Genomic DNA, 16,917 nt, shown 5'->3' with positions numbered 1-16,917 from the left:
GGCCCGCACATGGTGCGGGCCGCCGCCATCAGCGTCCGTGCTGTGCATATCTCAGCGGCCGGAGGAACCGGGGGATGCCGAGGGCGCGGAGGAGGCTCCCGAGGAGAACGTGCCCAGGAATCGGTCCCGGAAGCTGTCCATCCGCCAGACCGGCGCCTTCGGACCGGGCTTCAGTCCGGCCTCCCAGCCCCAGTCGGAGATCCGGTCCAGCACCGCCTGGTCATGGGCGACGATCGCCACGGGCACATCGCGCCCCAGCTTGCCCCGGGTGACGGTCGTGACAGGCTGGTGGTCACCGAGGAAGACCAGCACCGTGTCCTTGCCGCCGTACTTCTCGACGTACGAGATCAGGCTGTCGAGGGAGTACTCGATGGCCCGCCGGTACTCGTCGCGCACCCGGTCGGGGTCCTCCCACACTTCCTCGGGGCTCTTGCCCTCCTTCTTGATGGAGTCGTAGACCGAGCCGTCGCCGACCTCGTCCCAGCCGATCATCCGGGGAATCGGGGCCCAGGGGTTGTGGCTGGAGGCGAGGATGATTTCCGCCATCACGGGCTCGCGGCCCTCCTTGCCGTGTTCGAGGCGCTCGAACGCCGCCAGGCTGTACTGGTCGGGCACGGGCGTCCAGCTGAACTTCGGTCCCTGGTAGCCGAGCTTCCCGGAGTCGTACACGTGGTCGAGCCCGTAGAACTTCCCCTCGGGCCAGGAACGGGTGACGCCCGGCATGATGCCGACCGTGCGCCACGCCCCTGTACGCCGGAAAGCGCTGGTGAGGGTCATCCGGTCGCTGGCGGTGAGACTGCGGTAGCGTTGCTGGTTCTTGATCCACAGACCCGAGTTGAAGGTGGAGTGGGCCAGCCAGCTGCCGCCGCCGTACGTCGGCGAGGTCAGGAAGGCGCTTCGCGACGAGAAGCCCGCCGCGCGAAGCCGCTTGGTGCCGTCCGCGAGCACGGCGTCGACCTGCGCGGCCATCGCCGGGTCCTGCACGGCGCTGCGGCCGTAGCTCTCGATGAAGGTGAAGATCACGTCCTTGCCGCGCAACCCGCTCAGCAACTGGTCGGGCGGTGTGGCCCGGAAGGCGTCCACGCGGGACTCCTTGGCGAACTGCTCCTTGTCCTTCAGCCCCGCACGCACCTGGTGCACCCGCTCCTGGGCCAGATCGGCCGTGGTCCCGGCGGCGAACGGCAGCCCCACCGACGTCTGCGGCCCGAGCAGCGCCAGCACCATCCACAGGCAGCCGAACACGAAGGTGCCCTGGGTTGCGACGGCGCTGTGCCGCACCACGAGGTGGCTCACCCGGACGACCGCCAGGGATATGAGGGCCAGCACGGCGAGTACCAGGAGCACCACCCCGATCTCGGCGGCCACGGCGCCCGCCCTGCCGACGGAGTCCTCGAGGAACGACGTGGCGTCGTCGAACAGGATCCAGTCGAGTACGAGGTCGAAGGGCCGGTCGAGTACCGAGAAGAACCCCATGTCGAGGAACTTCAGGACCGTCAGCACCCCCAGCACCGCCCCGCCGACCGCCGCCGTGACGCGCCTCGCGCGCGGGCGCAGGGCCTGGAGGACGAGAAGGAGCGCGGTGCCGAAGAGCGCTTCGACGGGGATGCGGAGGAAGACCCCGGACGTGAGATAGCCGGACTTGTTCGGTACGAGCAGGGCCAGGAACACCAGCAGCGCGGCGAGTCCGGTGGTGGTACGCCGGACGACGCGCGCCGCGCCCGGATACCGGCCGCGCCAGCCGCGGACGGGGGCCGGTGCGGTACTGGCGGGAGGGGCTTCCGCCGTGCCGGGGAGGTCCGGGACGCCGGCTATGTCGGGCTCGGCTGCGGTCTGTCCCGGCAACCGGACCACTGCCGGCCGCTCTACCTCATCCTGCTGTTCTTGCGGTTCCTGGCGAGAGCGCGTCCAGAGCGGCACCCGAACATCCTTCCGTGCTGGCCCGGTGAGCACGACGGCCCGGACCCGTGAGGCCCGGGGTCGCCGTTATCAGTACGGTTCGGCGATGCCATCGGTTCAAGCCGCTGCCCGTGCCCCATGATGGGGCAGCCCCCACCACTCCGGGAGTCACCCGTGTCTCAGATCACCAGGTCGCGCACCGCACGCCGCCTCTCCGTCCTCACCGGCCTCAGCGGAGCCGCGTTCGCGGCCTCGCTCGCCTTCGCCGTCCCGGCGGCGGCACATGTGGAAGTCGAGGCGGAGGGTGCCGCGGCGCTCGCCGAGAACGTCACGCTGGACTTCAGCGCCGAGTCCGAGTCCGACAGCGCGGGCATCAGCAAGATGGAGGTCATCCTCCCCGCGGGCATCCTCCCCTCCGACGTCACCTACAAGTCGGGACCGGACGGCTGGAAGTTCGCGGCCACACCGCGCGGCTACGCCGTCTCCGGCCCCGCGGTCGGCGTCGGCGAGGACGTCGAGTACTCGGTGACCGTACGGCAGCTGCCCGACGCCGAGTCGCTGGCGTTCAAGACCCTCCAGACGTACGGCGACGGGCGCGTCGACCGCTGGATCGAGCTGGAGGAGTCCGGCGGCGGCGATGGCGACGGCCACAGCCACGGGCACGGCAATCCGGCACCGATGCTCGCCCTGAAGCCTGCCGCGCCGGGGGCGAAGCCGGTGGCGCCCAGCCCGAGCACCGTCGCACCGGAGAAGTCCCCGGCCAAGTCGCCGGAGAACGCGTCCGCCAAGCCCGCGACCGGACAGCAGGGGGCCGAGCGGCAGGACGCCCAAGGCGCCCGGGAAGACGGCTCGTCGCCCGTCCCCGCCCTGGTCATCGGTGCGGTGGTGCTGGCGGCCATCGCCGGGGGCGGCTACTGGTGGAAGCGCCGGAGCACCGCTTCCTGAGGTCAGGCGGTCGGTGCCGCGGCGATCAGCCGCAGATTCCACCGCCCCGCGTGCCCGGTGAGACCGACAGCGGACAGCGGTGGCACATCGAGCCGCCAGAACGCGGGCAGCGGCGCGCCGAGCGCGTGCACGCTCGCCGCCCGTACGACCGCGGGCTCGACCACGGCCAGCACGCGCCGTCCCGAGTCCTGGGGGAGGGCCTGCGGAAGTGCGTCCAGCCAGCCGCCGATCCGCAGGCATAGCTCGCGTACGGACTCACCGCCGTGCGGCGCCGCCGCCGGGTCGGTGGTCCACTGCCCGACCGCTTCGGGACCTGCGCCGGGACCCGTGCCGGCCACCACTTCGGCGAGCGAACGGCCCTGCCAGGCCCCGTAGTCCAGGTCGCGCAGCCGGGGTTCGACCGACGCGTCGAGCCCCAGCGCGTCAGCGGTCTGCCCGCACCGTACGGACGGCGCCCTGAGCAGCACCGGGGCGGCGGGCAGCGCGGACCGTGCCGCTTGTGCCTCGCGTACGGCCCGATCGTCGAGCGGACCGTCGCCGAAGCGCGCCTCGCCGCGTACCGAGGGGCCCGCTGCGGCGCACAGCAGTGTCAGCCTGACCGACATATGGACGGATCCTTCCGTGTGATGAAGATCGCTGGTCACAGGCCCTATTGGCGGCGGGTTCACGGACCGCTACCCTCTCATCCGAAAGGATGACGGCAGACACGGAAGACCGGTGAGAAACCGGCACGGTCGCGCCACTGTGTGCCAGACGGTCAAAATCCCTCAGGGACGGGGCCGTCGGGTGAGTCAGACCCGTGACCGTCATCGCGTGCACCACCGAAAGCGGGACGCGTGTTCCCGAGGAGGTCCGGTATGGCCCAGTCCGCCATCACCCCCGAAATCCCCGTTGCCCAGCCCGTCATGGCGAAGCTCCCGGTCCGCGTCGTCGCGCCCTGGGCCGCCTTCTTCGGCCTGCTGATGCTCGTCCTGCTGTACTTCGTCGGTGCCGAACAGGGTGCGTTCTCCGTGTTCTCCGGCGAGGGCGTGCACGAGTGGGTCCACGACGGCCGTCATCTGCTCGGCTTCCCGTGCCACTGACCCGTACCGCTGAACGACTGATACGTACGGGACAGGACAACCGCACATGAATTCCGCAACTGTAAGGGCTCTGCTGGTCCGCGGCATGCTCGCGGGCGTGCTCGCCGGGCTGCTCTCCTTCGGGCTGGCGTACCTCGTCGGAGAACCGCAGGTCGATGCCGCCATCGCGGTCGAGGAGGCGGGCGCGGCCCACCACGGCCACGGTGGTGGCGCCGGCGAGCCGGAAGAGGAGCTGGTCAGCCGCGCCGTGCAGGCGACGGCCGGTCTGAGCACGGCCGTTCTGGTCTACGGCACGGCACTCGGTGGCATCACCGCGCTGGCGCTGTGCTTCGCGCTCGGCCGTGTGGGAGCCTTCGGTGCCCGCGCCACGGCCGCGCTTGTCGCGGCGGGCGGTTTCGTCGCTGTCGCGTTCGTGCCGTTCCTCAAGTACCCGGCCAACCCGCCCGCCGTCGGCGACCCGGATACGCTCAACCAGCGCACCGCGATGTTCTTCCTGATGATCGTGCTCAGCGTGCTGCTGCTGATCGGTGCGGTGCTGATCGGCAAGAAGCTGGCACCGCGCTGGGGCAACTGGAACGCGACGGTCGCCGCGGGCGCCGCCTTCACCGCGGTGGTGGGGATCGCACTGGCCTTCCTTCCCGCGGGCGACGCGACTCCGGAGCACTTCCCGGCCGATGTCCTGTGGCAGTTCCGTCTGGCGTCGCTCGGCGTCCAGGCGCTGCTGTGGGCCGCGCTCGGGCTGATTCTCGGCGAGTTCGCCCAGCGGGTGCTGGAGCCCAAGGCCGCCACGTCGCAGGCGCCGCGGGAGTCGGCCGCGCCGGTGGCCGCGAACTGACCGAGCCGGCGAGCGAGACGACGACGGACCCCGCCTGGGGGCGCGCCAGGGCGGGGTCCTTCTCGTTGGTCGCGTCAGTCGGTCAGGTCATACCAGGACCCGGGCGGGCCGCCGCGTGAGATGCGTGGTGAGGAAGGCCCAGATCGCGGGCGCCATCCACTGGGCCGGGTCCTCCTCGCCGCACAGGCTCAGGTTCGCGAGCTTTCCCTGGGGGAGCGCGCGGGCCAGTTCCTCGGCACTTCCGGGAACGACCAGGGTGGGTACGGAGACGGTGGCGAGGTCGACGTCGGTGCCGACGTCGGGGGCGTCGATGACGACCGCGGCCCCGAAAAGCTCGGGATGGCCGGCCGCGGCTCGCAGCGCGATGACGGCTCCCAGGCCCGTACCGCCGACGGCGGCGTTGCCCGCCAGTCCGAGGTGGCCGGCGAGCGCGGCGGCGTCGTCGGCGTCCCGCGCCTCGGACAGGATGACGGTGTAGCTGTCGGTGAGCCGCCGGGCCAGCGGGAGCAGACGACCGCTGTCGCTGTGGTCGTGGCCCTCGCACGAGCCTGAGGCGTGCAGCAGGACCACGGCCGGGCCCGTGCCGAGCCGGGTGGCACGCAGCAGACGACCGTCACTGGCGGGATAGCTGAACGTGTCCATGCCTCGCCCTCCGTCGCACGTCATGCGTCTTATGCTCAAGAGTCGAGGAAGTTGCCCGTTGCAACCATCCGGCAGTCGTCCGGAATCGCCCCCGCCGAGTGGCTGGCGTTTCCCCGCCGTCCGGCCGGAACGCACCTGGGGCGCGCTAGCCGCCCATCATTGCCCCGCATGGTACGAAACGGTGCCAATCGGGTAAGTGGTCCGAAGGCGAGTGGAGCACACGTGATCCGGGTACTGGTGGTCGATGACGAAGCCCTGATCCGTACGGGCTTCCAGCACATCCTTGACGCGGCGGACGATATCGAGGTCGTCGCGGCGGTCCCCGGCGGCGACGCGGTCAGGACCGCCCAGGAACTGCGCCCCGACGTGGTGCTTCTCGACATCCGGATGCCGGACGTGGACGGGCTCACCGTACTGGCGGCGCTGCGCGGACTGCCGCGGCCACCGGTGGTCGCCATGCTCACGACCTTCGACATGGACGAGTACGTGGCGACGGCGCTGCGCTCCGGCGCCGCCGGTTTCCTGCTCAAGGACACCGACCCCGAGGCACTCCCGTATCTGGTGCGGACCCTGGCCGAGGGGGGCGCGGTGCTGTCCTCCAAGATCACCCGCGCGGTCGTGGACCGCTACCTCGAAAGCGGCGCCGGCTGCCAGGAGAGCACGGCGCGCGGCCTCGGGCTGCTGACCGAGCGGGAGCGGGATGTGCTCGTCCTGGTCGCCGAGGGGCTGTCCAACGGTGAGATCGCGGCCCGCATGCATCTGAGCACCGGCACGGTCAAGGACCATGTCAGCGCGATCCTCACCAAGCTTCAAGTGGGCAGCCGGGTCCAGGCAGCGCTGCTCGCCGAACGGGCAGGCATGCTCAGGCCATCGACGCGCGCGGAGGAGCGGCCGGCTGCTGCGCGAACGGACGACCGGCCGGGGTGCGGCCGTACCGACGACCGGTCGGTGGGCGCCCGGCCCGCGAGTGAGCACGCCGAAGACCGAACCGGCGCCGGTGGGCAGGCGGACGACCGCACAGGGGAGGCGGCGCCATGATCCCCCGCGGAATCATGCACGGCGCCGTGGTCGACCACACGGTGGCCGAGCACAGCACCCTGCCCCGGCGGCTGCCCACCCCGGCGGTCAACGCCGCCCTCGTCGCGTTCTCCATCTTCGACGCCTGGATCCAGGTCGGCACCCATGACCCCGTGCTGCTGGCCTTCGCGCTGGTCGCTGCCGTGGCGCTGCTGCTGCGCCATCGACTGCCGCTGCTCACGTTCGTCGTCACGCTGCCCGCTGTCATGGTCTCCGACGCCATCTTCGCCGCACTGGTCGCGCTGTACACGCTGGCCTCGCTCACCCGCCACCGCGTGCTGCTGGGCGTCTGCGCGCTGGCCTTCACCGTCTGCGACAGCATCAAGTGGCCGTCCGCCTCCATCGACCTCTCCAGCACCCAGGGCTTCGTCTCACTCGGCTACTCGGCGGCCACCGCCGCCGCGCCCGTCTTCCTCGGCCAGCTCGTCCAGACCCGGCGCGATCTGTCGCTGCGCCTCGCCGAGATCTCCGAGGCACGTGACCATGAACGCCTGCTGACCGCCCAGAGCATGCTGTCCCAGGAGCGCGCACAGCTCGCCCGGGAGATGCACGACGTGGTCTCCCACCAGGTGAGCCTGATCGCCGTAAGGGCCGGGGCGCTCCAGGTGGGCACCCGCGACACCGAGGTACGGGACGCCGCCGCCACCATCCGGCGCCTGAGCGTGCAGACGCTGGACGAGCTGCGGCACATGGTCAGCGTGCTGCGCGCCTCCGGGGGCCGCCCCACCGAGCTCACCCCGCAGCCGTCCGTGGCCGACCTGCGCCGACTGGTCGACAGCAGCGGCATCGACGTGGAGATGTGCACGGAACTGCCCGACGGCCTCCCCGCGCCCGTGCAGCGCGCGATCTACCGCACCGTCCAGGAGGCACTGACCAACGTGCGCAAACACGCGCCGGGCGCGACGGCGACGGTGCGTATCCGTCATGAGGAGGGCGCGGTACGTGTCACGGTCACCAACTCCGCACCGACCCGTCCCGCCCTCCCCCTGCCCAGCGCGCACTACGGCCTCGTCGGCCTGCGCCAGCGCGCCGCGCTGCTCGGCGGCACGGTCACATCGGGTCCCACTGCGGACGGCGGCTACGAACTGCACCTCGAACTCCCGGCCGCTGGCAGCGCGACCTGACCGGCGCCTTACTACCTCAGCCCCTGCTCACGGCCCTGCCCCACTCAGAGCCCTGCATCCGAGCAGGGCCCTGGATCACAGGCCCTCCTGCTCCAGCTCGTGCCTGGCGGCGAGCAACTCCCGGCGCGCCTCCTCACTCACCACAGGGAACCGGGGGTCGAGCTCCATCAGGGTGTGCACCAGCACCGCGGAGGTGCAGATCCGGGCGAACCACTTCCGGTCCGCCGGCACGACGTACCAGGGAGCCGCCCGCGTACTGGTCTCCGAGAGCATCTCGGAGAACGCCCGCTGGTACTCGTCCCAGTGCCGCCGCTCCCGTACGTCAGCCGCCGAGAACTTCCAGTTCTTCTCGGGTACCTCGATCCGCTGGATGAACCGTCGGCGCTGCTCCTCCTTGGAGAGGTTCAGGAAGACCTTCACCACCCGGAACCCGTTGTCGGTGAGATACCGCTCCCAGTCGTTGATCGCGCGGTAGCGCCGCTCCCAGAGCTCGGGGCCGCGGGCCTCCCGCGGCAGCCGCTGCCGGTCGAGATGCTCCGGGTGCACGCGTACGACGAGGACCTCCTCGTAGTGCGACCGGTTGAAGATCGCGATCTCGCCGCGTGACGGCAGTCTGCACGCGTATCGCCAAAGGAAGTCATGGCCGAGCTCTTCGGACGATGGCACCTTGAAGCTGCTCACCCGGACGCCCTGCGGGTTCACCCCGCTCATGACATGCCGGATCGTGCCGTCCTTGCCGCCGGCGTCGAGGGCCTGGAGGCACAGCAGCACACCGTGGGTGCCCTGGGCGGCCAGCCGTGTCTGGTACTCGGCGAGCAGTTCCACACCGGTGCGCAGCAGCTCCTCGCCCTCCCGCTTGCCCAGGTGCGCCTTGTAGCGGGGGTCGAAGTCCTTCGCGAGGTCCACCCGCGATCCCGGCTCCACCCGCAGCGGCCTGATGAACTCGGCGATGTCCACCACTTCATTCTCGGGCACGGCTGGCGATCAGGAGCGGTCCGGTGTGAGCTGAACCTGTGTGCCGACGCCCAGGGAGGCAGACATGGCAGTGGTACGAGTCGGACTCGTCGTCCACGGCGGGCGGGCCGAAGCAGTCGCCGCCGCCCGCGTGGTCCGCGACTGGTGCCACGGCCACGGCATCCGCTGCACGGACATCGACGTCTGGCACGACGGCGAACCGCGCCACAGCCCGCGCGAAGAGCTCGAAGCGGCGGGGAACCCCGACCTCATCGTCACCCTGGGCGGCGACGGCACCTTCCTGCGCGGTGCCCGGCTGGCCGCCGAGAACGACGCCCTCGTACTCGGCGTCGATCTCGGGCGGGTGGGCTTCCTCACCGAGGTCCCCGTCGAAGACGTGTGCATGGCACTGGACGCGGTCCACGAGGAACGCGTCACCGCCGAGCCCCGCATGATGCTCGCGATGCGCGCCTCCTGCTCCCTGGAACTACCCGAGGGCATGGAGTTCCTGCTCCGCTACGGCCGCGGCCCGCTGCTGCCCCCGACCTGCGCCCGCCCGGACTGCGCGGTCGGCGGCGGCTGGGGCATCGCCCTGGAGGCGACCGCGCTCAACGACGTCGTACTGGAGAAACTGGCCAGGGATCACCAGGTGTCGGCCGGGGTCTATGTCGCGGGCCGGCTGCTGGCCTCGTACTCCGCGGACGCGCTCATGGTCGCCACCCCCACCGGCTCGACCGCGTACAGCTTCGCCGCCGGCGGCCCGGTCCTCTCGCCCCGCGCCGAAGCGCTGGTCTTCACTCCGGTCGCCCCCCATATGACCTTCAACAGGTCCGTCATCGCCGCCCCCGACGAACCCATCGCGCTGCGCCTGCTCGAACGCTCGGGGCTCGCCGTGGTCAGCATCGACGGCCAGGTGCGCGGCATCCTCCACCCCGGCGAATGGATCGGCGTCTACGCGGCGCCACGTCCGCTGCGGGCCGTGCGCCTCGGTCCCACCGACTTCTACGGTCGCCTGCGCGACCGCATGCGTCTGACCGACGCCCCCGCCGCGACCGCCGACGGCGACGCGGCCCCGCTCTGGCCGCTGTCCACCCCGGCGCCACCCGACCTGGCCCATCTGAGCCTGCCACCGGTGCGGAAGGACGCGTATCCGCTGCGTTGAGGGGAGTTGACGCCGCGTTGCGGACACAGCCCGGCCAGGACCAAGGCGGCAGGGCCCAAAGCACCAGGGACAGGGCCAAGGCACCGGCGATAGGCACCGGGGGAGAGGCCGACGTGCTGGAGATCGTGGCGTGAGCGCGCTGACCGCGTTCCTCACGGCTGTGGGGAACGGCGCGGCAGGGGAGATGGGCAAGCAACTGCTGCTGTCGACGGGCGTGCCGGCGAGGCGGGCCAGGGGCGGCAGGCGTACGCCGCTGCCGGCCGATCCGCAGGAATGGGAAACCCTGGGCCGTGAGATCCACGCCCGTCTCGGTCAGGGCCCGCAGCAGGCCGCCGAGTGGGCGCTGCTCGTACGCGGCCTCCCTGAGCGGGCGACCGCCCTGCCTCCGGGGAGCGGACTGCCCCCGGCACAAAGGGACTTCAGCCGGTCTCACCCGTCACCCCTCTGGTCATGCCTGAATTCCGCGTCAGCGCCCACACGTTACTCAGTACTCAGTCGGCCGGTGCCGGTCGTGTGGACGCTCTCGCGTAGTACGGGAGTGTCGTCGTCCCGTACTACCCGCCCGGGACGCAGGTCGTGCCATGGCGGCAAGCGAACGAGTCCGGGCTCACGGGGCCTGACCTGTCCGCAGAGTCACTGCTGGTCCATGTCCCGGCCCCGGTCGCGCAACCAGGTGCCGGCGCCCACCAGAACGGCCACCGCGACCGCGTACACGGGCAGCCACTGGGTGGTGGTGGCCGAGAGGCACTCGGCGACGGCCTCATGGCTCTTGGCCTTCTGCACATACGCCAGTGCGACACCGTCCCGCCCCGCCAGGTCCGCCAGCGCGGCACCCGCCCGGATGGCCTCGTACCGGCCCATCTCGGTGCAGCCGCTACGGGTACCCGGCATCGGGAACAGCCAGGCCCAGCGCTGGAGCATCGGGGCCAGCGCGATCGCCACACAGAGCCCGACGACCAGCGAATACGCGGTCAGATTGCGTGCGTACGCCGACCGGATGCCGGGCGACCACGGCGGCAGGCGGAAGAACGCGAAGACCACCGCGAGCAGCGTCACCCCGATATAGGTGGCGAACCACTGCCACGACCCCTGCGCGAGCGCCGCCGCCAGCACGGCGGCGAGCGCGATACCGATCACCCCGGGCTGACCGGCGGCGGTGTTACGGGCGACGGCACTGGTGGATGCCGGAATCCCCGCTTCTCGCGGATTCGGTTCGTTCACGGCAATCACCTGCCGGGTGTGGAAGCCAGAGAGCATCAGCATCCGCCACATCGCACCCGCGGGACCTGACGCCATGCCGCACGGGCCCGGAAACCCTCCAGCGGTGCGCCCCGGACATGATCCGGGGCGTACCGCTGTCTGCATGCCTCCGAGCGGGAACAGGTACTGCTCCTCGGGACAACGGGATGGTCAGCCTGTCGCCGCACCCACCACACACGAAACGAACAAAGGCATCGTCGAAGCTCTGCGGAGGACCGGCCATGATGTTTTCATCCGCTGCGGGGCCGGACCTCCCCACGGTGTGAAGCACCACCGGTTCGAATTCTCGACGTGCATTGCCGCCGGCCCCTACGCCCTGCCCGAATTCACCCTCGAGCACCTTTGGAGGACTTCCGATGCGCAGCGTGACCTATTCGATGAGCGTCTCACTTGACGGCTACATCGTCGGGCCGGACGGCAGCTTCGATTGGACGGCGCCCGACGAGGAGGTCTTTCGCTTCTGGATCGACGAGATTCGACAGGTTGGTGTCCATCTGCTGGGACGGCGGCTGTACGAGACGATGCTGTACTGGGAGACCGCCGACCAGGATCCATCGCTCGACGCCTCCATGCTTGAGTGGGCCGCGCTCTGGAAGCCGCTGCCGAAGGTGGTGTTCTCCACCACGCTGCCGGCGGTGCAGGGCCATGCCCGTCTGGCCTCCGGCGGCCTGGCAGAAGAGATCGAGCGGTTGCGAGCCGAGCCCGGGGAGAGCGAGATCGCGATCGGCGGCGCGACCCTCGCCGCCGAGGCGGCCGCGTTGGGTCTGATCGACGAGTACCGGACCGTGGTCTATCCGGTGCTGGTCGGCGGCGGCGTCCCGTTCTTTCCCCGACGCGAGCGCCGGGTGGATCTCGAACTCGTCGAGACCCGCACCTTCAACTCACGATTCGTCTACCTCCGCTACCGCGTGGCGCGTTAGCCGGCCCGTCCGCCGATAAGGGGAGACCTCCAGAGCTACGGCTTCCGTCCGTCCATTTGCGGGGGCGGGCGGACTCGCGGCATGGAGCGGCGGCACCACCACGGTGCGGGAGACGCTGGACGAGACAGCAGTCCACTGTGCAGTACGCCAAGAGTTGGGGAGCCGCCTCCACCCGGTGACCGGAGTGCTTTGCGACTACTTCTTGTGCGAGTACCTGGCGGGCGAGGCCGCCAATGCCGACGCTGCCGAGAACGCGGACGTCATGTGGGTTCCGAAATACTCACTCACCCTGTTCATCCCCGTCGATACGATCTTCCCACCCGTCTTGGCCGTTCTGGAGGAGCAGACGTGACGCAGCGGAACCCTGAGGAGCGACCGGGCATCGCCGCGGCCATCGTGGTGCACGAGGGCCGCGTTCTCATGGTCCGACGGCGAGTCGGCGAGGGACAGCTCTCGTGGCAGTTCCCGGCCGGCGAGGTCGAGCCCAACGAAGCCCAGGAGGATGCAGCAGTACGGGAAACCCAGGAGGAGACGGGGCTCACCGTGAAGGCAGTGAAGCTGCTGGGCGAGCGGATTCACCCAGCCACCGACCGCCTGATGTACTACACCGCCTGCGAGGTGGTCGGCGGTGACGCGCACGTGGCGGACACCGACGAGCTCGCCGAGCTTGCGTGGGTTGCCCACGCCGACATCCCGCAGTACGTCCCGTACGGGCTGTTCGAGCCGGTGCAGGAACACCTCGACTCGGCGTTGAACCGCTGACGGCGACTGTCGGCGTGCAACACCTCTGGGGGCCAACGCGTTTCGGCGTTGGGGGTAGGTGGTGCGGAAGTGATGCAAGGCCCCTAGTGCGGTCTAGACAACAAATAAGCCCCAGGTCCTTGACCTGGGGCTTTGCTGTGGAGCGGGTGACGAGAATCGAACTCGCGCTCTAAGCTTGGGAATCTTGAGCCGGATCAACCGATGAGCCTGTGACCTGGGCAGGAGCAGGGCTTCTGTCCAGGATGTGCCTCGCTCGTTGACCGCTGTTGACCGTGGGTATCCGCCGTGGGTAGTGCGCAGGTGGTGCGCGGTCGGGATCGAACCAGCAACCTCCCGCTTCCCAGGCCGTGTCTGCCCTTGCGCGAGCATTCCTGTTGTCCAGCTCACCGGCGCATGCTGAACTGATCCACGTACGGGGGGCCGAGGAAAGGGCTGGCACATGACTGCGGTGCTCAGCACGGGGTGGGACAGTGTACGGCAGCGGGCCAGGCTCAGCGCCCAGGCGCCCGGGGGCACTGTCCCGGCAGAGCGGCTGACCGCGCTCGGGCGGGCAGAGCTGCTTGGGCGGCTGCGCTGGGAAGTCATCCAGGGTGGCTCTCTGTTCCTGAGCTATCCCCAACTGCTTGATGGAGCCGTCTTCGCCGCGCTCGGGCCCGACAAACTCCTCGACGAGTTGGCGATTCGGGCAATCGGCGGTGGTGCGGTGCTGCCGATCCGGGTGAACTCCCGGAACGCGGACATGGCCGGGCAGCTGATCGCGATGCTCTCGACCGGTTTCCTCTTCTCCTCCCTCCCGATCCCCGACGAACAGTGCCTGCGACTCCAGCGGGAGCTGGCTGCCCGCGCGGACAGCGAGGCTGCGGTCGCAGCCCTCGCCGCGGAGGGCCCGGTCGGCATGGCGGACCGGCTGCTGGCGGCGACGGGTGTCCTCGACACTCCGCTGCGGCGGCGCACGGTCACCCGTTGGCGTGCCTGGCTGGAGGCCGCCGAGCACGGCCTGCTGGAGGTCAGTCCCCTAGTGCCGGCCGACTATGCGACCGCGTACGCGATGCGGCCCCCGCCGCGCCCGGAGGACATGGCCAGTCACGCGGGTCGGGCGGTGCTCGCTGCCTGGACCAGCGGGGAGCTCGACGTGAGCGGCCTGCCCAACCGTAGCCGCCTTTACGAGAGCTTGGACTCCCTGCTGCGCTCCGGTGACCCCACGGCGCAAGCGGACGAACAGATGCTGCGCGAGTCCTTCGACGAGACGTATTACCGAGCCATTGCGGCAAGCGAAGGCTGCCTGCTCGGGATGCCCTCGCCTCGACGCGGCGTCCGACGCCGGGAGGCAGCGACGCTGGGGGAGCAGACACCGGTCGTGGCCTATCCGACCCGGTTCGAGCTGCGGCTCGGCAAGATGAGCGTGGAGCAATGGCAGCGTTACACCGATGACGCGGCAGACGCTCTCACCAGTTGGTGGCAGCGGCGCGACCTCGTCGCGCTGCAGGAGGTGGGCGACCTGCTCGGGGAGCGTACGAAGGAGCCACCACCCGGTGGCTTGGACGAGGTGCCGGTGACCCGTCTCCAGCGGTTCGTACAGACCACACGCGGGGTCACGGCTCAGATGGTTGCGGGTGGCGGGATAGGCCTGGCGACCAGCCCGCTCGGGGAGGGGGCAGCCGCAGGGGTCGCGGCTGGCGCAGGCGGAGTGCTGGTGCCGGTCGTCGTCGCGGCCGTATCCGCCGGGCTGCCCCGCCTGACCGGCTTCCGAGGGCGGTGCGACGTGATAGAGCTCCCTGGAGTCCTCGAAGGAGGGCCTGATGGACACTGAGGCGCCACGCACGCACACCCACAGGGCCTTCGCTGATGCCGAGGGCGGGCGGTGGTGCGAGGTGTACCTCGATACCTACCTCTTGCCGTCCGGCGTCGAGACTGTCCGGCACCGCATCCGTGTCGGCGGCGGCCGTACAGGAGTTGTGGTGCTGGCCCGACGAGGTGACGACATTCTCATGGTCCGCCAGTGGCGACCGACCGTTGGCAGGTGGGCCTGGGAACTGCCGCGAGGTTTCGGCGAGACCGATCCTGCGTCGGACGCGCTGCGCGAACTGGCTGAGGAGACGGGACTGATGGGCTCCACAGCGGCTGTAGTGGCGTACCTGGACATCGACTCCGGCATGTTGGAGAACGAGGTTGCCGTTGTCGAGGTCACGGTTCAGGGTGACGCCCCACTGAGCCCCGGCTCGGTCGGCGACGGTGAGATAGCCGCCGCGCGCTGGTGGTCTGCGCGCGAAATCGCGAAGGCGATCCGTACGGGAGAGCTGCGGGATGGCTTCACGCTCGCCGCGCTCGGGGTATCCACCGCTGCCCGTGGCTAGGCAGGGTGGGCGGCCCGACGCATCCCCCTCGGTGGTTGCCCTCGCGTGGCGTCTGGCGATCGGTGCCCATGACCAGCGAGGACGTACAGGGTAAGGGCCCACAGGGCGGCTGCACCTATCCGTCAGCGTTCGCCACCGTTGATGTCAGCAGGAGCCGTTCCCACGGGAAGTAGATGCGAACTGGCAGCCAGCAATTCCGGGTATGGCTCGGCCATGCGGGCCGCTTCCATGGCCGACGCAATCAGCAAGGGGAAGCCCTTAGGAAGGGTCCATTGCCCCAAGACGAGGGACCTGACCGTTGGACCGAAGAACGACGGCACCCCAGTAGAAGACCCAGCCCAACGACACCGCCTGGGTGCGACGGATCCCCAGTTCGCAGTCAACGGAGTCGCGCAACTCTCAGCAATCAACGGTCGGGCAGGGTGCGTACCGTCTCGCATAGGAGCCGCATCCTGGTGCGTCCTGTTCGCAGCCCGGACGTTGAAAGACCGGGCCCGCCCGCCGGTGGGAGCCCAAACGCCTGCGGCTGCTCTCCGCCGCCCAGCTCATCACGACCGGCCGCTGCCGCATTTTCCGCCTCGTCCGTCACTGGCCCTGGACCGACGTGATCACCAGCGGGCTCGAACGGCTGGTGGGTGGGGTGGATGGCTCCCGTACGCCACGGCGGCGGCGCGCCTTCTCAGCGGTTGCCCGCGTCCGAGTCTCTGGTTACAGTTATTTCAGATGTCTCTCGTCGGGGTCAGTGATTGGAGGCGGTCATGGCTCGTTCCAGCGTTCTTGCCCGTGCTGAGAAGGTCGAACCTAACCCCTCGCACCAGCCTGCGCTCGCCGCTGCTGCTCGGATGGCTCCGGACTCGGTTGAGCTCTTGGTGCGCACCCCGGACGGCGGCGAACTGGCACTGCCGATTGAGCTGGTCCGTGTTCTTCTGGCCTCGGCCGGTGAGCTGGCCCGCGGGCATGCGGTTACGGTCCTGGCGTCCGAGGTCCAGGTGTCGCCTGCTGAGGCCGCTGAACTTCTGGGTCTGTCCAGGCCGTTCGTCGCCCGTCTGCTCGACGCCGGAGACATCCCCTCGACGAATCTTCCCGGTAGTAATCACCGTGTGGTCCGCCTTGCGGACGTGCTGGCTTTCCAGCAGCGGCGTGAGCGCCGCAGGGAGGGGCGGCGTCAGATCGCCGATGCCTTGGCAGACACCGACCTGCCCGATTGATGCGGGTGTCACCGGTAGTCGTCAAGGAGAAAGAGGCGAAGCGTGGCAGCACGGGTTTTCGTGGACACCAACGTGTTGTTTCCGTTCTCGGTCATGGACGTGATGCTGACGCTCACGGAGGACTCCGTCCACGAGATTGTGTGGTCCGATCGGCTGCTCGCGGAGTGGGAGCGGGTCATCGTCCGGGAAGGAAAGCGTTCGGCGGAGTCCGCTGCCGCGGTTGCCTAAGCCGTTCGGCGGTTCTTTGCCGACTGCGAGATCCCGGCGGCTGCCTACGGGCACCTTGTGGATGAAATGCCGGGCGATGACCCTGATGATCGGCACCACGCGGCAGCAGCCGTCGCTGCGGGGGTGGATGCGTTGGTCACGTGGAACCTTGCCGACTTTCCTGCGAGTGATTTGGCTGAGCACGGAGTGCGGGTGATCGACCCGGATTCGTACCTGTGCGGGCTGTACGGCGAGTTGCCACATGAGGTGGCGGAGACGGTGGTCCGGCTCGCCGGAGAGAATCGCAACCCGCCAGTCACCATCGGCGATGCCGTCGCCCGCCTGGCGAAGGCTGGCTTGCCGCGCTTCGCGGACCTTCTGACGCGGCACCTTGGGCATCGCGCGCGGTGACGCGGCCGTCAGCGGGCGGTGGCCTCAGGGGGATGGCGCATCGCAGGTTGTTGAAGCGCGGTCATATCACCCTCGGCC

At 69.9% G+C, this 16,917-nt stretch carries 17 protein-coding genes, 3 pseudogenes and 1 riboswitch; of the genes and pseudogenes, 14 read left to right on the top strand and 6 right to left on the bottom strand.

Annotation, left to right across the window (positions count from 1 at the left end; all coding sequences use genetic code 11):
* Positions 1–51: 51 nt before the first annotated feature.
* A complete protein-coding gene (locus ACFWI9_RS21995) occupies positions 52–1,842 on the bottom strand; it encodes a sulfatase (RefSeq protein ID WP_387164382.1) in 1,791 nt (596 codons plus the stop codon).
* A gap of 237 nt (positions 1,843–2,079) precedes the next feature.
* Here ACFWI9_RS21995 and ACFWI9_RS21990 point away from each other — a divergent pair, with 237 nt between their 5' ends.
* Complete coding sequence (locus tag ACFWI9_RS21990) at positions 2,080–2,841, top strand: DUF1775 domain-containing protein (protein ID WP_387164385.1); 762 nt, start codon at positions 2,080–2,082, stop codon at positions 2,839–2,841.
* A gap of 2 nt (positions 2,842–2,843) precedes the next feature.
* Here ACFWI9_RS21990 and ACFWI9_RS21985 read toward each other — a convergent pair whose 3' ends face one another.
* The gene (locus ACFWI9_RS21985; protein WP_387164381.1) at positions 2,844–3,446 is read right to left on the bottom strand and encodes a histidine phosphatase family protein; all 603 of its coding nucleotides are present in this window, start codon (positions 3,444–3,446) and stop codon (positions 2,844–2,846) included.
* Between the two features lie 44 nt (positions 3,447–3,490).
* Positions 3,491–3,659: riboswitch (cobalamin riboswitch) on the top strand.
* Between the two features lie 39 nt (positions 3,660–3,698).
* Here ACFWI9_RS21985 and ACFWI9_RS21980 point away from each other — a divergent pair.
* Together ACFWI9_RS21980 and ACFWI9_RS21975 are read left to right on the top strand one after the other, a co-directional pair.
* Positions 3,699–3,923, top strand: coding sequence for a CbtB-domain containing protein (locus ACFWI9_RS21980; protein ID WP_387164379.1), 225 nt, complete (start codon positions 3,699–3,701; stop codon positions 3,921–3,923).
* A gap of 46 nt (positions 3,924–3,969) precedes the next feature.
* A complete protein-coding gene (locus ACFWI9_RS21975) occupies positions 3,970–4,758 on the top strand; it encodes a CbtA family protein (protein WP_387164377.1) in 789 nt (262 codons plus the stop codon).
* Positions 4,759–4,845: 87 nt separating this feature from the next.
* Here the strand turns inward: ACFWI9_RS21975 and ACFWI9_RS21970 are convergent, their stop codons facing one another.
* Positions 4,846–5,400 carry an alpha/beta fold hydrolase gene (locus tag ACFWI9_RS21970; protein WP_387164375.1) on the bottom strand — a complete coding sequence of 185 codons (555 nt, stop codon included), beginning with the start codon at positions 5,398–5,400 and terminating at the stop codon, positions 4,846–4,848.
* Positions 5,401–5,622: 222 nt separating this feature from the next.
* Here ACFWI9_RS21970 and ACFWI9_RS21965 point away from each other — a divergent pair.
* Positions 5,623–6,270 (top strand): annotated as a pseudogene (locus tag ACFWI9_RS21965) (response regulator); the annotation flags it as partial.
* Between the two features lie 182 nt (positions 6,271–6,452).
* Positions 6,453–7,601, top strand: a complete 1,149-nt coding sequence (locus tag ACFWI9_RS21960) for a sensor histidine kinase (protein ID WP_387164384.1) — start codon at positions 6,453–6,455, stop codon at positions 7,599–7,601.
* A 75-nt stretch (positions 7,602–7,676) separates the two neighbouring features.
* On the opposite strand, the gene ACFWI9_RS21955 is transcribed toward ACFWI9_RS21960, so the two are convergent.
* Positions 7,677–8,576: a polyphosphate kinase 2 family protein gene (locus ACFWI9_RS21955; RefSeq protein WP_387164373.1), complete on the bottom strand. Its 900-nt coding sequence runs from the start codon at positions 8,574–8,576 to the stop codon at positions 7,677–7,679.
* Between the two features lie 64 nt (positions 8,577–8,640).
* Between ACFWI9_RS21955 and ACFWI9_RS21950 the strand changes: the two genes are divergently transcribed.
* The gene (locus ACFWI9_RS21950; RefSeq protein WP_387164372.1) at positions 8,641–9,717 is read left to right on the top strand and encodes an NAD(+)/NADH kinase; all 1,077 of its coding nucleotides are present in this window, start codon (positions 8,641–8,643) and stop codon (positions 9,715–9,717) included.
* Between the two features lie 633 nt (positions 9,718–10,350).
* Here ACFWI9_RS21950 and ACFWI9_RS21945 read toward each other — a convergent pair.
* Positions 10,351–10,980, bottom strand: coding sequence for a hypothetical protein (locus ACFWI9_RS21945; protein WP_387164370.1), 630 nt, complete (start codon positions 10,978–10,980; stop codon positions 10,351–10,353).
* Between the two features lie 353 nt (positions 10,981–11,333).
* On the opposite strand from ACFWI9_RS21945, the gene ACFWI9_RS21940 reads away from it, so the two are divergent.
* From ACFWI9_RS21940 to ACFWI9_RS21920, 5 genes and pseudogenes are all read left to right on the top strand, one after another.
* Positions 11,334–11,897 carry a dihydrofolate reductase family protein gene (locus ACFWI9_RS21940; RefSeq protein WP_387164368.1) on the top strand — a complete coding sequence of 188 codons (564 nt, stop codon included), beginning with the start codon at positions 11,334–11,336 and terminating at the stop codon, positions 11,895–11,897.
* Positions 11,898–11,991: 94 nt separating this feature from the next.
* Positions 11,992–12,249, top strand: a pseudogene (locus tag ACFWI9_RS21935) (NUDIX hydrolase); the annotation flags it as partial.
* Complete coding sequence (locus ACFWI9_RS21930) at positions 12,246–12,659, top strand: NUDIX hydrolase (protein WP_387164366.1); 414 nt, start codon at positions 12,246–12,248, stop codon at positions 12,657–12,659. The pseudogene ACFWI9_RS21935 and the gene ACFWI9_RS21930, both read left to right, overlap by 4 nt.
* A 439-nt stretch (positions 12,660–13,098) precedes the next feature.
* A complete protein-coding gene (locus ACFWI9_RS21925) occupies positions 13,099–14,469 on the top strand; it encodes a hypothetical protein (protein WP_387164365.1) in 1,371 nt (456 codons plus the stop codon).
* The gene (locus ACFWI9_RS21920) at positions 14,459–15,013 is read left to right on the top strand and encodes an NUDIX hydrolase (RefSeq protein WP_387164363.1); all 555 of its coding nucleotides are present in this window, start codon (positions 14,459–14,461) and stop codon (positions 15,011–15,013) included. The genes ACFWI9_RS21925 and ACFWI9_RS21920 overlap by 11 nt, the downstream gene beginning before the upstream one ends.
* Positions 15,014–15,135: 122 nt before the next feature.
* Here the strand turns inward: ACFWI9_RS21920 and ACFWI9_RS21915 are convergent.
* Positions 15,136–15,258: pseudogene (locus tag ACFWI9_RS21915) on the bottom strand (methyltransferase); the annotation flags it as partial.
* Positions 15,259–15,771: 513 nt separating this feature from the next.
* Here ACFWI9_RS21915 and ACFWI9_RS21910 point away from each other — a divergent pair.
* The 3 genes from ACFWI9_RS21910 to ACFWI9_RS21900 are packed head-to-tail and all read left to right on the top strand — an operon-like array spanning position 15,772 to position 16,839.
* Positions 15,772–16,221 (top strand): helix-turn-helix domain-containing protein, encoded by a 450-nt coding sequence (locus ACFWI9_RS21910; protein ID WP_387164362.1) that lies wholly within the window; start codon positions 15,772–15,774, stop codon positions 16,219–16,221.
* A 42-nt stretch (positions 16,222–16,263) separates the two neighbouring features.
* Positions 16,264–16,449 carry a hypothetical protein gene (locus tag ACFWI9_RS21905; protein ID WP_387164360.1) on the top strand — a complete coding sequence of 62 codons (186 nt, stop codon included), beginning with the start codon at positions 16,264–16,266 and terminating at the stop codon, positions 16,447–16,449.
* A gap of 57 nt (positions 16,450–16,506) precedes the next feature.
* Positions 16,507–16,839, top strand: a complete 333-nt coding sequence (locus ACFWI9_RS21900; protein WP_387164358.1) for a hypothetical protein — start codon at positions 16,507–16,509, stop codon at positions 16,837–16,839.
* The last annotated feature ends 78 nt before the right edge of the window (positions 16,840–16,917 follow it).

Origin of the sequence: Streptomyces sp. NPDC127084, assembly GCF_042724175.1 — a bacterium.
In the GTDB taxonomy this organism is placed as follows: domain Bacteria; phylum Actinomycetota; class Actinomycetes; order Streptomycetales; family Streptomycetaceae; genus Streptomyces.
The sequence above is the reverse complement of the archived record's forward strand: the minus strand, read 5'-3'. Positions and strand labels throughout refer to the sequence as shown.

Bases quoted from the DNA above. Each gene is read 5' to 3' on its own strand.
- ACFWI9_RS21985 (WP_387164381.1), bottom strand. From the start codon at position 3,446: ATGTCGGTCAGGCTGACACTGCTGTGCGCCGCAGCGGGCCCCTCGGTA.
- ACFWI9_RS21980 (WP_387164379.1), top strand. From the start codon at position 3,699: ATGGCCCAGTCCGCCATCACCCCCGAAATCCCCGTTGCCCAGCCCGTC.
- ACFWI9_RS21975 (WP_387164377.1), top strand. From the start codon at position 3,970: ATGAATTCCGCAACTGTAAGGGCTCTGCTGGTCCGCGGCATGCTCGCG.
- ACFWI9_RS21970 (WP_387164375.1), bottom strand. From the start codon at position 5,400: ATGGACACGTTCAGCTATCCCGCCAGTGACGGTCGTCTGCTGCGTGCC.
- ACFWI9_RS21960 (WP_387164384.1), top strand. From the start codon at position 6,453: ATGCACGGCGCCGTGGTCGACCACACGGTGGCCGAGCACAGCACCCTG.
- ACFWI9_RS21950 (WP_387164372.1), top strand. From the start codon at position 8,641: ATGGCAGTGGTACGAGTCGGACTCGTCGTCCACGGCGGGCGGGCCGAA.
- ACFWI9_RS21945 (WP_387164370.1), bottom strand. From the start codon at position 10,980: ATGCTGATGCTCTCTGGCTTCCACACCCGGCAGGTGATTGCCGTGAAC.
- ACFWI9_RS21940 (WP_387164368.1), top strand. From the start codon at position 11,334: ATGCGCAGCGTGACCTATTCGATGAGCGTCTCACTTGACGGCTACATC.
- ACFWI9_RS21925 (WP_387164365.1), top strand. From the start codon at position 13,099: ATGACTGCGGTGCTCAGCACGGGGTGGGACAGTGTACGGCAGCGGGCC.
- ACFWI9_RS21920 (WP_387164363.1), top strand. From the start codon at position 14,459: ATGGACACTGAGGCGCCACGCACGCACACCCACAGGGCCTTCGCTGAT.
- ACFWI9_RS21910 (WP_387164362.1), top strand. From the start codon at position 15,772: ATGGCTCGTTCCAGCGTTCTTGCCCGTGCTGAGAAGGTCGAACCTAAC.